Source organism: Microvirga splendida, from assembly GCF_016427565.1.
In the GTDB taxonomy this organism is placed as follows: domain Bacteria; phylum Pseudomonadota; class Alphaproteobacteria; order Rhizobiales; family Beijerinckiaceae; genus Microvirga; species Microvirga splendida.
This window is the reverse complement of record NZ_JAELXT010000013.1, coordinates 68,645-82,234: the sequence shown is the minus strand read 5'-3', so window position 1 is coordinate 82,234 and position 13,590 is coordinate 68,645. Positions and strand designations below refer to the sequence as shown.

The 13,590-nt window shown below is 66.1% G+C and carries 15 protein-coding genes and 1 tRNA gene; 7 read left to right on the top strand and 9 right to left on the bottom strand.

Features of this window, described 5'->3' with window-relative positions; translation table 11 throughout:
* Nucleotides 1-303: 303 nt before the first annotated feature.
* Nucleotides 304-2,106, top strand: coding sequence for a L,D-transpeptidase family protein (locus JAO75_RS13920; RefSeq protein ID WP_199049743.1), 1,803 nt, complete (start codon nucleotides 304-306; stop codon nucleotides 2,104-2,106).
* 143 nt (nucleotides 2,107-2,249) lie between these two features.
* On the top strand, nucleotides 2,250-3,905 hold the full coding sequence (locus tag JAO75_RS13915; RefSeq protein WP_199049742.1) for a peptidoglycan L,D-endopeptidase MepK: 1,656 nt from the start codon (nucleotides 2,250-2,252) through the stop codon (nucleotides 3,903-3,905).
* A 27-nt stretch (nucleotides 3,906-3,932) separates the two neighbouring features.
* Here the strand turns inward: JAO75_RS13915 and JAO75_RS13910 are convergent, their stop codons facing one another.
* Nucleotides 3,933-4,793 carry an urea carboxylase-associated family protein gene (locus tag JAO75_RS13910; RefSeq protein WP_199049741.1) on the bottom strand — a complete coding sequence of 287 codons (861 nt, stop codon included), beginning with the start codon at nucleotides 4,791-4,793 and terminating at the stop codon, nucleotides 3,933-3,935.
* A gap of 173 nt (nucleotides 4,794-4,966) precedes the next feature.
* On the opposite strand from JAO75_RS13910, the gene JAO75_RS13905 reads away from it, so the two are divergent.
* Complete coding sequence (locus JAO75_RS13905) at nucleotides 4,967-5,413, top strand: acyl-CoA thioesterase (RefSeq protein WP_199049740.1); 447 nt, start codon at nucleotides 4,967-4,969, stop codon at nucleotides 5,411-5,413.
* A 55-nt stretch (nucleotides 5,414-5,468) separates the two neighbouring features.
* Here JAO75_RS13905 and JAO75_RS13900 read toward each other — a convergent pair whose 3' ends face one another.
* The 3 genes from JAO75_RS13900 to JAO75_RS13890 form a co-directional block, all read right to left on the bottom strand.
* On the bottom strand, nucleotides 5,469-5,726 hold the full coding sequence (locus JAO75_RS13900) for a DUF2312 domain-containing protein (RefSeq protein WP_036361868.1): 258 nt from the start codon (nucleotides 5,724-5,726) through the stop codon (nucleotides 5,469-5,471).
* Between the two features lie 61 nt (nucleotides 5,727-5,787).
* Nucleotides 5,788-6,093, bottom strand: coding sequence for a DUF1244 domain-containing protein (locus JAO75_RS13895; RefSeq protein WP_199049739.1), 306 nt, complete (start codon nucleotides 6,091-6,093; stop codon nucleotides 5,788-5,790).
* Nucleotides 6,090-6,941: an N-formylglutamate amidohydrolase gene (locus JAO75_RS13890; protein ID WP_199049738.1), complete on the bottom strand. Its 852-nt coding sequence runs from the start codon at nucleotides 6,939-6,941 to the stop codon at nucleotides 6,090-6,092. The genes JAO75_RS13895 and JAO75_RS13890 overlap by 4 nt, the downstream gene beginning before the upstream one ends.
* Nucleotides 6,942-7,052: 111 nt before the next feature.
* Here JAO75_RS13890 and JAO75_RS13885 point away from each other — a divergent pair, with 111 nt between their 5' ends.
* The 3 genes from JAO75_RS13885 to pyk all read left to right on the top strand — a co-directional run bounded on the left by JAO75_RS13885 (nucleotide 7,053) and on the right by pyk (nucleotide 10,082).
* The gene (locus tag JAO75_RS13885; protein WP_199049737.1) at nucleotides 7,053-8,021 is read left to right on the top strand and encodes a DMT family transporter; all 969 of its coding nucleotides are present in this window, start codon (nucleotides 7,053-7,055) and stop codon (nucleotides 8,019-8,021) included.
* 160 nt (nucleotides 8,022-8,181) lie between these two features.
* The gene (locus tag JAO75_RS13880; RefSeq protein ID WP_199049736.1) at nucleotides 8,182-8,646 is read left to right on the top strand and encodes a DUF1036 domain-containing protein; all 465 of its coding nucleotides are present in this window, start codon (nucleotides 8,182-8,184) and stop codon (nucleotides 8,644-8,646) included.
* Entirely contained in the window at nucleotides 8,646-10,082 is a 1,437-nt protein-coding gene (pyk, locus tag JAO75_RS13875) for a pyruvate kinase (protein ID WP_199049735.1), read from the top strand. Before JAO75_RS13880 ends, pyk begins: the two co-directional genes overlap by 1 nt.
* Here pyk and JAO75_RS13870 read toward each other — a convergent pair.
* The 5 genes from JAO75_RS13870 to cpdR all read right to left on the bottom strand — a co-directional run bounded on the left by JAO75_RS13870 (nucleotide 10,073) and on the right by cpdR (nucleotide 12,452).
* Nucleotides 10,073-11,059: an alpha/beta fold hydrolase gene (locus JAO75_RS13870; RefSeq protein ID WP_199049734.1), complete on the bottom strand. Its 987-nt coding sequence runs from the start codon at nucleotides 11,057-11,059 to the stop codon at nucleotides 10,073-10,075. The two genes, pyk and JAO75_RS13870, sit on opposite strands and share 10 nt — an antisense overlap.
* A 15-nt stretch (nucleotides 11,060-11,074) precedes the next feature.
* Complete coding sequence (locus JAO75_RS13865; protein WP_199049733.1) at nucleotides 11,075-11,686, bottom strand: tetratricopeptide repeat protein; 612 nt, start codon at nucleotides 11,684-11,686, stop codon at nucleotides 11,075-11,077.
* A 73-nt stretch (nucleotides 11,687-11,759) separates the two neighbouring features.
* The gene (gene ykgO / locus JAO75_RS13860) at nucleotides 11,760-11,885 is read right to left on the bottom strand and encodes a type B 50S ribosomal protein L36 (RefSeq protein ID WP_009763379.1); all 126 of its coding nucleotides are present in this window, start codon (nucleotides 11,883-11,885) and stop codon (nucleotides 11,760-11,762) included.
* Between the two features lie 45 nt (nucleotides 11,886-11,930).
* Nucleotides 11,931-12,005: transfer RNA gene (locus tag JAO75_RS13855), tRNA-Val, on the bottom strand.
* Between the two features lie 90 nt (nucleotides 12,006-12,095).
* Nucleotides 12,096-12,452 carry a cell cycle two-component system response regulator CpdR gene (gene cpdR, locus JAO75_RS13850; protein ID WP_036361886.1) on the bottom strand — a complete coding sequence of 119 codons (357 nt, stop codon included), beginning with the start codon at nucleotides 12,450-12,452 and terminating at the stop codon, nucleotides 12,096-12,098.
* A 178-nt stretch (nucleotides 12,453-12,630) separates the two neighbouring features.
* Between cpdR and JAO75_RS13845 the strand changes: the two genes are divergently transcribed.
* A complete protein-coding gene (locus tag JAO75_RS13845; RefSeq protein WP_199049732.1) occupies nucleotides 12,631-13,521 on the top strand; it encodes an N-formylglutamate amidohydrolase in 891 nt (296 codons plus the stop codon).
* Nucleotides 13,522-13,590 lie beyond the last annotated feature (69 nt).

Here is a 13,590-nt window from a genome sequence, read left to right as displayed (position 1 = left end):
CCGGCTCGCCTTTTACCATTGGTTAACGATGCCGACGAAATGCGGACATGGCCCTGCCGGGACGCGCCGGCGATTCGCTTCGCAACCCTTTCATTATCAACATCATGTGCCCGTCAGCCCGCGCCTGGACGGGCATCGAGCGGGGCGGCTCTTTACAGAAAATTGAAAGAACTTGGCTTAGCGATGAAGCCGCATGGCGTTTTGCGCGTTAAGCGTAACAGACGTGTGCCCGCACACTGACGAAATTTATTGGATGGGGGATTGCTCAGATCCTCCACATTCATTGCGACGAGGAGCATGGTCATGCGTGGATTGCGCAAGACAGCCGTTTGGCTCGGTCTGATCGGATCGGTTTCTCTCCTTCCCCTCTCCGCTTCGGCGGAAGACACCAACCCTCAGGCGGATCGCTCCGAAGCGATCATAGCGGAGAGCCCGGCGCAGCCGTCCTTCCACGATGTGGCGACCCAGGGCGCTCCCGATTCGCAGGACATGGAACCGAAGGACTTGGCCTCCCAGGCGATCCCGCTTGCAGAACCGGCACCCGTGTTCATCGAAGCTGCGGATCTGAAGCCTGCTCCCGTCATCGACGTTCCCCTGAAAATCCCTCTGCCCGACACCGCTCCCGTGACGGCCCTCATGCAGGCGGACATTGTCCGCATGGCGGTGGAAGGCCTGTTCGCCGACGATGCCGCCATGCGCGAACTGCGCGTGAGCGCCAAGGACCGCGAGGAACTGGCCGCCTATTACGCGCAGGCCGAGCGCCCGCTGATCTGGTCGCAGGGCGGCGCATGGACTCCGGCGGCACAGGCCGCGATGGAACGCCTGAAGGCTGCCGACGAGGACGGCCTCGATCCTGCCGACTACGTTCTTCACGATGCGGGCCTGCGCAAGGATGCCCCTTCTGCCCAGTGGGTCAGGGCCGATGTGAAGCTCTCCCTTTCCGTGATCCGCTATGCCCGCGATGCCCGCGGCGCCCGCATCGATCTCCCGCGCCTCTCGTCTCTCGTGACGCCGACCCTCGCGATCCCGGATATCGATGACGTGCTGGGCACGGTCTCGTCGGCGAAGGAAGCCGGCGCGGCGCTCGCCGCCTACAACCCGCCGCATGCGGGCTACAAGGCCCTGAGGGAGCGGCTGGCGCAATTGCGTGAGAGTCATCCTTCGCAGCCCAGCGTGCGCCTGCCCAAGGGGCCGATCCTGCGGGTGGGCATGAAGGACCCGCGCGTGCCCCTGATCCGCGCACGGTTCAACCTTGCGGACGACAGCGACAACCGGACGGTCTACGACCGCCGCGTGGCCTCCGCGGTCGCGACCTTCCAGAAGGAACGGGGCCTGCCGGACACGGGCGTGCTGAACGCCCAGACAGTGGCGGCGCTCTCCGGCCCATCCCTCGCACAACGCGAATCCGAGATCATCGCCAACATGGAGCGCTGGCGCTGGCTGCCGGCGGATCTGGGCGAACGGCACATCGCCGTGAACGTGCCCGAATACCGCCTGCGTCTGAAGGAAGGCCGCAAGGTGGTTCACGAAACCCGCGTGATCGTCGGCAAGGAGCAGTCGCAGACGCCGATCTTTTCCGAATCCATGAAATACCTGGTGGTGAACCCCTCCTGGACGATCCCGCCGTCGATCATGAAGAAGGAGATCCTGCCGGCGCTCGCAAGCGATCCAGGCTATGCGGCGCGCAAGGGCTACAAGGTCATCCGCAAGGGAAACCGCATCACGGTGCAGCAGCCGCCGGGCGCGCGCAATGCCCTGGGCTACGTGAAGTTCATGTTCCCCAACCAGCATGCGGTCTATCTGCACGACACGCCGAACCGCAACCTGTTCTCCGCCAGCAAGCGCGCCTTCAGCCATGGCTGCGTGCGGGTCGACAAGCCCTTCGAGCTTGCAGAGGAGATTATGGGCCAGGACGGCAAATGGACCGAGCAGAAGTTGCGTGGACTGATCGGCAAGGGAGAGCGCTATGTGCATCTCGCGGATCCCCTGCCCGTGCATCTGACCTACTTTACCCTCGCGGTCGATGAGAAGGGAGACCTGAAGCGCTTCGAGGACATATACGGCCTCGACCGCAAGGTCCGCGCCGCCCTGAACCTGTCAGAATAATCCCCGCTTCCCGCCGCCTTTTCAGCCGGTTTCTTTCGCTCATTTAACGGGAATGTAACCGTCTTAGGCAAAGATCCTTTCACTATAAGGATCGCTGCATCCACGGATGCGGCCCGGTAAAGACGAGTAGCACAGTGAGAGTAATGCGTACCGACCGCCTGGCGCATCGCGTCGGCATTGGTCTTGCGGCCTTTCTGGCCGTCATGGTGGGCGGGATGCGCGGCACGCAGGATGCCGTCGCCAACGGCGATACCCGTACACTGACTTTTTACCATAACAACACCAAGGAAAGCCTCACCGTCACCTTCCGTCGCAACGGGCAGTACGACCAGGGAGCGCTGCAGCAGCTCAACTGGTTCCTGCGCGACTGGCGCCGTGCCGAGTCGACCCGCATGGACCCGCGCCTGTTCGACACGGTGTGGGAGGTCTATCGCGAGGCCGGATCCGATGCGCCCGTCCACGTGAACTCGGCCTACCGCTCGCCGCAGACCAACTCGATGCTCCGGCGGCGCTCCAGCGCGGTGGCCAAGAACAGCCAGCACATGCAGGGCAAGGCGCTGGACTTCTACCTTCCCGATGTGCCCGCCTCCCGCGTCCGGGCCATCGGCATGCGGCTCCAGAACGGCGGCGTCGGCTATTATCCCAATGCCTACACGCCCTTCATCCACCTCGATGTGGGCAGCGTGCGCGCCTGGCCGCGCATGACCCGCTCGCAGCTCGCCAGCATCTTCCCCGACGGGAAGACCGTGCACGTTCCCGCCGACGGCAGGCCCCTGCCCGGTTACGAGCTCGCCCGTGCCGAAGTGCTGGCCAAGGGCGGCACGGTGGCGGGCTACACGGCTTACGCGGATGCGGAAGAGGCCATCGCCAACCAGCCGCGCCGCAAGAGCTTCTGGGCCACCCTGTTCGGCGGCGGAGACGACGAGGACGAGGATGCGGAGGAAATCCGTGTCGCGTCGCGTCCGGGTCGGGCGCTCATCGCCTCCCGCCAGCAGCCGTCGCCGCAGGACAATTACGCAAGCGACTCCAACTCGTCGGTCTACGCGGCCCTGCAATCCTACGAGAGCCCGGCATCGGCACGCCGCGCGCCGGTGGCGATCCAGCCGCGGCCCGAGCCGCCTGCGCCCGCAGTTGTGGCGTCCATGGCTCCCGCCCTCCGTGAGGACCTGACGCCGCCTGCCCCGCCCCCGCTGCCGCCGACCCGGATCACCGGCGCGCCGAGCACGGTCCAGATCGCCTCCGGCCCGACCCTGGCCTGGCAGCAGGGCCCGGGCGCCTCGGAGATGTCCATTGCCAAAGGAGCCTTCGCGCCGATGCCGCCCCGACGGCCCGACGTGGATGATACGGGCATCGAAGCGCTCGCCGGCACCGTCGCCCTGGCCTATGCCCCGCTCCCGCCGGCGCGGCCCGGATCGCTGGCGGCCACGAACCCGATCCCGGTTCTCGCCGACCTGCGCGGCACGACCGACGTCGTCAGCATCTCATCGGCTCCCCTGCCTCCGCGCCGCCCGGACCTGCGCCCGGTCGTGGTGGCCTCCGCCGCTCCCGTCGACATTCCGGTCACAACCACCGGCTCCACGCCCAGGGACCCGAAGGTGAAGCCTGCAGCGCCGGAAGCCAAAGCCGTTCCGGCCCCTGCAAGGCCCCAGGCTGCCGCGAAGCCCCCTGCTACGGCCCTGAGCGCCCTGATGTCGGCGCAGCCAAGCCTGCACATGGGCTTCTCCAACAAGCCCGTTGGAGATCTGGCGACGAACCGCTTCACGGGACCAGCCGTCAAACCGCTGAAAACGGTGCAGTAAAAAAGGGCCCCTCGGGGCCCTTTCGTTTCAGTCCTCGTGCCTGCGGCTGTAGCCGTTGCGGGCCGGCGAGGCCCACCCGGCCGGCGGCGCCTTGGGCCTGTAGACTTCCACCAGCAGCGGATGGCAGACGGCCATGTCGCTCGAATGCTCCGAACTGCAATCGCCTCCCGGGCAAGCGGAGAGCGCCCCCAGGAGATCGATCTCGGCGAAGAACTCGAGATAGTCGCCCGGCCGCACCGGGCTCGCCTTCATGAAATACTGCCCCGTGTCGCGGGTGAAGCCCGTGCACATGAAGACGTTGAGCACGTCGTGCACGGCGGGCTCCACCTCCTCCTTCGGCCGGCTCGAGCGATCCGACAATGCGCGGGTCAGGTTCGAGTGGCAGCAATGGTGGTACTCATGGCCTGAGAGGAGCTTGTGGGTGTAGGGGTCGCAGCGCGTGCCGATCACGTCATGCACGGAGCCGCCGAATTCGTCGAAGCCGTACCAGTCCAGGGTGTCGTGAGTGATCGTCGCCATGGGGCGTAAGTAAGGCAGGCACGACCAGAGCTGGTCGCCGGTGGAGACATGCGTGCCGTGCAGCGCCCGCGTCTTGCCCGAGAAAAAGCGCTCGCCGATGTCGCCGGCCGACCAGAGATTGAGATCGCCCACCTGCGGCCCCTCGATGCTGACGATGCGAAAGAACGAGCCCGCCGGCACCCGGAAGCAACGCGCTTCGCGGGGCGGCACCACGACCTCGTCCACTTTCTCCCAGCCTTCGCGGGCCGCCTGATAGGCGGCAAGATCGGGCCGCGGTAGGGTATCGACGGGATAGCAGATGACCGGCGCAATCCTTCGGCGCGCCTCCGCGTCCTGGGGTTCCGTCACCTGGTGTGCCGCGCGCTGCATGCATCTCTCCCGCAATCGAATCTCTTAAAATCTATAGAGAACCGGCTCGCCGGGAGCGAGAGCGCGGGCTGCATGGCAGACCATCCCAGGCGAGAAAAGGCGTTGACGGCAGCCCTATCCCTTGAGCCGCACGGCATTTCATATTCTATGGCCCTGAGACCAAGGACCGGACGATGACTGAACCGAATGCCCTGCGCCCGCTGGTGGCCTATCCGAGCCGCACCTCTGCCGACATCCGCTATTCGGATCTCGACCGGCAAGGGCACGTGAACAATGCGGTCTTCGCGACCTTCTCGGAAGTCGGCCGGGTCGCCTTCATGTACGATCCGGCGAGGCCGCTCGCCTCCGAGGGCCGGAGCTTCGTCATCGCCCGGCTGCAGATCGATTTCCGGGCCGAGCTCTTCTGGCCCGGCCACGTCGAGATCGGCACGGGAGTCCTGAGGGCCGGGCGCAGCTCGTTCACCCTGGCGCAGGGCATCTTCAGCAAGGGGCAGCTCGTGGCGACCGCGGAGGGAACCATCGTCATGGTGGACAAGGAAACGCGCCGCTCGACCGCGCTGCCGCCGGCAACGGTCGATGTCCTGCAAAGCCTGATGCTGGCGGATGCCTCCCAGGAATGACAAAGGCCCCGCAGTTTACGCTGCGAGGCCTTTGATAAACTCCGGCGGATGAGCCTTAGACCATCCCGAGCGCCTGCATGTAGAGCTCGAGGATCGCCTCCTCTTCCTGGCGCTCGGCGTAGTCGCGCTTGCGCAGGGAGATGATCTTGCGCAGGACCTTGGTGTCGAAGCCGTTGCCCTTGGCCTCGGCGTAGACGTCCTTGATGTCTCCCGCGATGCCGGCCTTTTCCTCCTCGAGGCGCTCGATGCGCTCGATGAAGGCCTTCAGCTGGTCGGCGGCGACGGATTCGGTGTTGAAAGCTGCGTCATCCATGAATGAAGCCCCTGATTGATGGCGTTGGTGCCAGTGTTATGGTCATTTGGTTGAAGCCGTTTTAATGCCCCGGCTTCGATTTCTCAAAATCCGCGATCTGCGACGGGCTGGCAGCACCCTGGTGGCGCTGCTTCCACTCCTCGTAAGGCATCCCGTAGACATGGGTCCGGCTCTCCTCCTTGGAGAGGGCCACGCCCCGCTCGTCGGCAGCGTCCTTCAGCCAATTGGACAGGCAGTTGCGGCAGAAGCCCGCCAGATTCATCAGGTCGATGTTCTGAACGTCGGTGCGCTCGCGCAGATGCTCGACCAGCCTGCGGAAGGCCGCGGCCTCCAGCTCCGTGCGGGTTTTCTCGTCGATGTGCTTCATAGGCTCGATCCTCCGTGCTGGCGCAGGCGGTCCCGGGTGCGGGTGCCGAAGATCCGGGGCTCCCGGAGTTCCGGCCGGCTCGCCAGAGGCCCGATAAGCCGGGCGAAGCGCTCGGCCCATGCCTCGGCTCCTTCGTCGGAGGCGATCAGGTCCTGCCGGATCTCGATGAGCGCATTGGCAAGCCCCCGGATCGTGGCGTGACGGTCGATCGTGTCGCCGGCCAGCGCCCCATCATAGGGCTCGTTGTCGCCGACGACGAGTCCGGCCTCGGCCTGCAGCCCGTCCAGGAGCGGCCTGGCGAAGCGGTCATCCGCATCCCAGAGGATGCCCACATGCCAGGGCCGCGGCCAGCCGCGCCAGACCGGCGTGAAGCTGTGGACCGTCACGATGACCGGCGGATGGCCGGCCGCCATGGCCCGGTGGATCGCATCCGCGATGGCGTGGTCGTAGGGGTCGTAGAACCGGGCGATGCGCCGCTGCACCTCCGCCTCGTCCACACGGGCATTGCCCGGCACCACCGCGCCGTCGGACAGCCGCATGACCAAGGTCGGGTCGTCACGCCCCCGGTTCGGATCGATGATCAGCCGGGAGAACTGGGTGAGAATCGCCGGCGCGTTCAGGCGTTGGGCCAAAGAGCGGGTCACGGCCGCGGCGCCGATGTCATAGGCGATGTGGCGCTGGAACTCGGCTTCCGGCAGGCCGAGATCGCCCAAGTCGGCCGGCACCGCATTGGAGGCGTGGTCGCACAGGATCAGGATGCCCGATTCGACCGAGCCTGCAATGGTCTCGACGGGATGGGGCTCTGAAGAAGGCTCATCGAGCCTGAGTGCGGCAGAGGAGGCAGGCATGGCGGGCGATGGATTTCAAAAACGATGGATTGAACGGCGGACGAAAAGCCTTACCCTGCCCCTCCAACCCTGACAACGCGACCATCCGCGCAACACACTTTCACGTTCCACATGTCCCCGACATCCACCGCGGCCCGCCTCGAGCCGGGCTTCGCCTCCGCTTTTGCCGCCCTCTGCCTGGGCGCCGTGGCCATGGGCATCTCGCCGATCTTCGTGCGCTTCGCCTCCGCCGACATGGGCGGGGTTCCGGCCGATGTGGGCCCCTTCGCCAGCGCCTTCTGGCGCGTGTCGCTCTGCCTGCCCCTGCTCTATGCCTGGATGCGAATCGAGGAGAGGCACGCACCGGCCGACGCGCCGAGAATCCGTTTTTCCAGGGCCAGCATCCTGGGCGGCATCGTCTTTGCGGGCGATCTCTTCTTCTGGCACCTGGCGATTCTGAAGACCACCGTGGCGAACGCCACCTTCTTTGCCACCATGGCGCCGCTCTTCGTGGTGCTGACCGTGTGGCTCGTGCTCCGGCAGCGGGTGGCGCGGAGCACCTTCCTGGGCCTGGCCCTGTGCCTCTTGGGCGGAGCCGCCCTGATCGGCCAGAGCCTCCAGGCGGACCCCACCCGGATCGAAGGCGACCTCTACGGGATCGCCACGGCCTTCTTCTTCGGCATGTATTTCCTGGCGGCCAGCCGCGCGCGCAAGACGGCGGGCGCCGCGCGGGTCACGTTCGAGGCAGGGCTCATCACCTCGGCCATCCTGCTCGTCATCGCGGTTCTCTTCGACACGCGGGTGATCCCGCAGACCGGGCAAGGCATCGCGGCGCTGCTGGCCATGTCCTATGTCAGCCATGCGGGCGGCCAGGGCCTCCTCGCCGTTGCGCTAGGGCGTCTGCCGGCAACCTTCTCGTCCCTGGTGATCTTCCTGGAGGCCATCGCGGCGGCTTTATTCGGCTGGGCGGTGCTCGGCGAGGAACTGACGCTGATCCAGGCCTTGGGCGGCGCACTGATCCTCTTCGGCATCTGGGTCGCACGCCCGAAGCCGGCAGCACAGGCTGACGCCCCCTTCGAACGGAGAGGAACGGCGGCCTGAGAATCGTCGCGCTGTGTCACGCAGGCCATGCGGGCGGCAAATTCGAAAACGCCGCTGCTCGAAGGTCTTGCTCCTGGGACACTTCTGGCCGACAACGATTCGCCAAAGTTCTCACATCATCGTGCGATTTCATTCCTTTCGATTCGATCATACCGTATCCATGAAGGCCGCTTTTTTCACATCGTCCCCTCGCTGGCGGCGAAGCCTCGCACTCGCAACATTCGCTTTGAGCGGTTGCTTTCTGGCGGCCTCCCCCGCGAAGGCCGATCTGCGCCTGTGCAACATGACCTCGAGCCGGGTCGGCATTGCGCTCGGCTACCGGGACGCTCAGGGCTGGGTCACGGAAGGATGGTGGAACCTCACCGCCCGTGGCTGCGAGACCCTGCTGAAGGGCCAGCTCGCCGGTCGCTTCTATTACGTCTACGCCATCGACTACGACCGCGGCGGCGAATGGAGCGGGCGCTCCTTCATGTGCACGCGGGAGCGCGAGTTCACGATTCGCGGCACGGAGGATTGCCTCGCCAGAGGCTTCGATCGCAGCGGCTTCTTCGAAGTCGACACCGGAGAACAGAAGAGCTGGACCATTCAGCTCACCGAAACGAACCGCCCAGGGGGGCAGCCATAATGAGACGCTCACGACGCACGAAGATCCTAGCAACCTTGGGGCCGGCCTCCGAGAATCCGGAGATGATCGCCAAGCTGTTCGAGGCCGGCGCCGACGTGTTCCGCCTCAACATGAGCCACCTGCCCCGCGAGAAGCTGAAGGAGCGGGTCGCGATGATCCGCGCCGTCGAGGCCAAGTTCGGGCGCCCCATCGCCATCCTGGCGGACCTGCAGGGCCCCAAGCTGCGCGTCGGCGCCTTCGAAGGCGACGGGGCCATGCTGGTGCCGGGCCAGTCCTTCACGCTCGATGCGGATACGACTCCCGGAACGGCCAGCCGCGTGCACATGCCGCATCCGGAAATCCTCTCCTCGCTGGAGCCCGGCCACACGGTTCTCATCGACGACGGCAAGCTGCGGCTGCGGGTGAAGAGCGTGAAGCAGGGTGCCGCCACCACGTCGGTGGAGGTTGCCGGCAAGATCTCCAACCGCAAGGGCGTCAGCCTGCCCGACACAACGATCCCGGTCGCCGCGATGACCGAGAAGGACCGCTCGGACCTCGAAGCGGCCCTCGATGCGGGTGTGGACTGGATCGCCCTGTCCTTCGTGCAGCGCCCCGAGGACGTGGCGGAGGTGAAGAAGGTGGCGCGCGGCCGCGCCCTCGTCATGGCCAAGCTCGAGAAGCCCCAGGCCATCACCCGCCTCGACGAGATCATGGAGATCTCCGACGCCGTGATGGTCGCCCGCGGCGATCTCGGCGTCGAGATGCCGCTGGAAAAGGTGCCGGGCATCCAGAAGCGCATCGTTCGCACGGCGCGCCGCTACGGCAAGCCCGTGGTGGTGGCGACCCAGATGCTGGAATCCATGATCACCTCCCCGGTGCCGACCCGCGCCGAGGTCTCCGATGTGGCCACCGCCGTCTATGACGGGGCCGACGCGGTGATGCTCTCGGCGGAAAGCGCCTCGGGCGAGTACCCGATCGATGCGGTGTCGACCATGAGCCGCATCGCGGAGGAAGTGGAGCAGGACCAGAACTACTGGTCGATCGTGCGCACCCTCAATGCCGAGCCGGAAGCCACGGGATCGGACGCCATCGCGGCGGCCTCGCACCAGATCGCCGATACGCTCAACCTGAAGACCGTGGCGGCCTGGACCTTCTCGGGCTCTACCGCATTCCGCATCGCCCGCGAGCGGCCGAACTCGACGGTGATTGCGCTGACGCCCAGCATCGACACCGCCCGTCGTCTCGCCCTCGTGTGGGGCGTTCACCCGATCCGCACGAAAGACGCGAACGACATCGACGACATGGCGTTCCGCGCCTGCAAGTTCGCCGTGCGCGAAGGCTTCTCGACAGTCGGCGACCGGGTGATCATCGTGGCCGGCATGCCCTTCGGCACCCCGGGCGCCACCAACATGGTGCGCATCGCCTTCGTCAGTCAGGGGCACGCCGCTCAGGCTTGATCCATCTCTGCCCTGGCCGGCGCAACGCGTTCGGCCAGGGCCTCGATGGCGGCGAGCACCGTCTCCTTGTCGGCATATTGCGGCATGTGGCCGATGCCGGGCATCATGATCAGCTGCGCGCCCGGCACCTCACGCACGAAGGCGCGGCTGTGCAGGTCGGTCCAGACGATCTCGTCGCTGTCGCCGGCGATCACCAACGCCGGGACGCAGATGTCGCGGTAGCGCACGCACTGGCGCTGCACCGCGTGGTACATGACCGCGAAGTCCTGCATGTTGGCCTCGTAGGCTCTTGGGCGAAAGGCGAGCGGGATGAAACCCTTCGTCACGATGCCCGGCGGAGGCGGCTGGGGCCGGAAGGTCTTGCGCTTCATCCAGGGCCGCAGCACGAGCAGGACCGGCACCGCGAGGGTGCGGAACATCAGCCAGCCGAACCATGAATCGATGATGCGCCGGTACCAGCCGATATAGCCCCCGGGCCAGGGCGACGTGATGCCGGAGAGCACGACGATCGCGCCCGTCACATCGGCGTGGTCGAGGGCGAAATGCGGCATGATGGTTCCGGACCAGGAATGCCCCACGATGACGGCATTGCGGACGTCGAGCTGGCGCAGGGCCCCGGCGATCAGCGCCGCCTGGCGCGCGGGCTCGGCCTCGCCCAGGCCCTGTCGGCGGCTGGTCCAGCCGTGGCCCGGACGGTCGACGGCGATCACCCGGTAGCGTTGCGAGAGCGCCGCCCCCATTCCGAGCATCGACTCGACGAGGTTCGAGGAGGCGCCGTGCAGGAGCACGATGGTGCCGCGAGGCGCGGCGCTCGCGGGCCCCTCCTCCCGATAGTGGAGCCGGCAGCCCTCGACCTCGACGAAGCGGCCCGTCGGCGGGAAGCGCCTCTCAATGCTCCAGGCGTAGAGGTAGGTGAACAGGGCCCCCGAGAGCAGGACGAGAATCGGCACGCCGACGAGGGAAAGGAGCAGGGTCATCCCCGCAACCTGGGATCAGAGATCCTGCCCGTCAACCTCGGGGGTCAGCTTCGTCACGATGGTTTTGACGTCATCCATCTGCGGATTGATCTCAAGCACCTTCCGGTAGGCGAGAAGCGCCCGCGCCTTGTCGTCGGAGGCCATCAGGATGTGGCCGAGGCCCGTCCAGGCATTGAAGTGGCGGGGCTCGATCGTGAGGGCGCGATGGAGATCGGCCATGGCGCCCACCGGGTCGTCGAGCTGGTAGAACACGGTCGCGCGCTTGTACCAGGCCTCCGCCCAGTTGGGCTGGAGCGTCAGGACCCGGTCGATCAGCTCGATGGCGAGAGGGAAGTCCTTTTTCCCGAAGGCCTGAGCGGCCCGGCTCAGGAGGAGATCGGCGGTGTCGGAGCCGGAACGGGAGAAGCGCCGCTCGATCAGGGATGCGATGCCCTCCGCCTCCCGCTCGCTCTGGGCCTTGCCGAGGCGCTCGAACAATTCGTCGAGGCTGGAGGGGCGGGGCGGTTTGGGCCGGGCCGGCTGGGTCTGATCCTTCGGGCCACTCTGCGGACGCGCAGGCTCCTGCGCACCGAGGGGGTGGGACAGGAGGCTCAGCGATAGGATCAGGGCAGACGCGAAAAAGCGCATGCCGGGAATTTTAGGGTCCCGGCATGCGCGGTCAATTCAGATTCTCGTGTGCGGCATCGCCGCACCCGCTAACTCAGCCCTGGCGGGCCTTGTAGCGCTTCTGGGTCTTGTTGATGATGTAGACCCGGCCCTTGCGACGAACCAGCTGGTTGTCGCGGTGACGGCCGCGGATCGACTTCAACGAGTTACGGATCTTCATATCCGGTCTCCTGCGGCCCCTCGGGAAGGCCGGAAAAAAGAAAAATGGTGGGCGCGGCTGGGATCGAACCAGCGACCCCTACGATGTCAACGTAGTGCTCTCCCGCTGAGCTACGCGCCCGGGAAACGGTGATGTTTTACGTCCCGTCTCGGCTGTGGGGGCGATATACCCACAAGCAGGCGCGGGCGCAAGCCTTCGGCCGGGCCTTTTTTAGGCCGCCATCATTTTATCGACTTCGCTCACCAGATCGCGCAGGTGGAACGGCTTCGACAGCACCTTCGCATCGCGAGGGGCCTGGGAATCCGGGTTGAGCGCGACCGCGGCGAAGCCGGTGATGAACATCACCTTGATCTCCGGATCGAGCTCGGTGGCCTTGCGGGCCAGCTCGATGCCGTCCATCTCCGGCATGACGATGTCCGTCAGGAGGAGCTCGAACGGTTCCTCACGCAGCCGGTTATAGGCGGAAAGGCCGTTGTCGAACGAGGCGACGTCGTAGCCTGCGTTCTCCAGCGCCTTCACGAGGAAGCGGCGCATGTCGTTGTCGTCTTCGGCGAGAAGGATCTTCATCGGTTGCCAGCCCCGAATCATGGCGAATGGGTTCAGACCTTCATGCCGGACCGGGAGTAAACAAGCCGTGAAAGAAGGCCGCATTCCCGATACGATATTGTCATGGACAGGCGACGGCGCTGCCTTACACTAACCCGATGACCGGCTTTTCCTCCACCATAGTCAAGTTCATTTCCTGATGCGGCCAGCCATTGTCGATGAGTTCGATCCTCCCTTCACCGTCACCGAACCTGCCATGCAGACGATTCCCTTCGTCTTCAACGTGCCGCATGCAGGCGCCGTCTACCCGGCCGCCTTCCTGGCGGCGTCCCGGCTCGACGCCATTGCGCTGAGGCGCTCCGAGGACGCTTTCGTCGACGAGCTGTTCGCCTCCGTCATGAGGCTCGGTGCGCCCCTGATGACGGCGCATTTTCCCCGGGCCTTCCTCGACCTGAACCGGGAGCCCTACGAACTCGATTCCCGCATGTTCGATGGGCGTCTGCCCTCCTTCGCCAATACCCGCTCCATGCGGGTGGCCGGGGGCCTGGGGACCATCCCGCGCATCGTGGCCGACGGCCAGGAGATCTACCGCACGCGCCTGCCCGTGGACGAGGCCCTTCACCGGATCGAGTGGCTCTACAAGCCCTACCACCGCACCCTGCGGCAGCTGGTGCGCCGCACGTCCCAGCTTTTCGGCCATGCCGTCCTGATCGACTGCCATTCCATGCCCTCCTCCAGCGTCAGCCGCGAGGATGGGGTGAAGGCCGACATCGTCCTGGGAGACCGTTACGGGACGAGCTGCGCGACCCTGCTGATCGACTTGGCGGAGGCCGCCTTGCGGGGCCGCGGCTACACGGTGGTGCGCAACAAGCCCTATGCGGGCGGCTTCATCACCGAGCATTACGGCGAGCCCGCCCTCGGGCGCCACGCCCTGCAGATCGAGATCAACCGCGCCCTCTACATGGACGAGCGCAGCATGGCGAGGAAGCCGGCCTTCCCGGTGCTCGCCGACGACCTGACCCAGGCCTTCGCCCAGGTGATCGCGGATATCGAGGGTGAACTGACGACCCGGCCCATCGCGGCGGAGTAACCTCGACGCCTTGGGACCAACAGCGGGCAAAGAAAAAGGCCACTGTTGCCAGCGGCCCGAAGTTTAGGG

Coding starts and splice junctions, on each gene's coding strand:
- JAO75_RS13920 (WP_199049743.1), top strand. CDS start 304: ATGCGTGGATTGCGCAAGACAGCCGTTTGGCTCGGTCTGATCGGATCG.
- JAO75_RS13915 (WP_199049742.1), top strand. CDS start 2,250: ATGCGTACCGACCGCCTGGCGCATCGCGTCGGCATTGGTCTTGCGGCC.
- JAO75_RS13910 (WP_199049741.1), bottom strand. CDS start 4,793: ATGCAGCGCGCGGCACACCAGGTGACGGAACCCCAGGACGCGGAGGCG.
- JAO75_RS13905 (WP_199049740.1), top strand. CDS start 4,967: ATGACTGAACCGAATGCCCTGCGCCCGCTGGTGGCCTATCCGAGCCGC.
- JAO75_RS13900 (WP_036361868.1), bottom strand. CDS start 5,726: ATGGATGACGCAGCTTTCAACACCGAATCCGTCGCCGCCGACCAGCTG.
- JAO75_RS13895 (WP_199049739.1), bottom strand. CDS start 6,093: ATGAAGCACATCGACGAGAAAACCCGCACGGAGCTGGAGGCCGCGGCC.
- JAO75_RS13890 (WP_199049738.1), bottom strand. CDS start 6,941: ATGCCTGCCTCCTCTGCCGCACTCAGGCTCGATGAGCCTTCTTCAGAG.
- JAO75_RS13885 (WP_199049737.1), top strand. CDS start 7,053: ATGTCCCCGACATCCACCGCGGCCCGCCTCGAGCCGGGCTTCGCCTCC.
- JAO75_RS13880 (WP_199049736.1), top strand. CDS start 8,182: ATGAAGGCCGCTTTTTTCACATCGTCCCCTCGCTGGCGGCGAAGCCTC.
- pyk (WP_199049735.1), top strand. CDS start 8,646: ATGAGACGCTCACGACGCACGAAGATCCTAGCAACCTTGGGGCCGGCC.
- JAO75_RS13870 (WP_199049734.1), bottom strand. CDS start 11,059: ATGACCCTGCTCCTTTCCCTCGTCGGCGTGCCGATTCTCGTCCTGCTC.
- JAO75_RS13865 (WP_199049733.1), bottom strand. CDS start 11,686: ATGCGCTTTTTCGCGTCTGCCCTGATCCTATCGCTGAGCCTCCTGTCC.
- ykgO (WP_009763379.1), bottom strand. CDS start 11,885: ATGAAGATCCGTAACTCGTTGAAGTCGATCCGCGGCCGTCACCGCGAC.
- cpdR (WP_036361886.1), bottom strand. CDS start 12,452: ATGAAGATCCTTCTCGCCGAAGACGACAACGACATGCGCCGCTTCCTC.
- JAO75_RS13845 (WP_199049732.1), top strand. CDS start 12,631: ATGCGGCCAGCCATTGTCGATGAGTTCGATCCTCCCTTCACCGTCACC.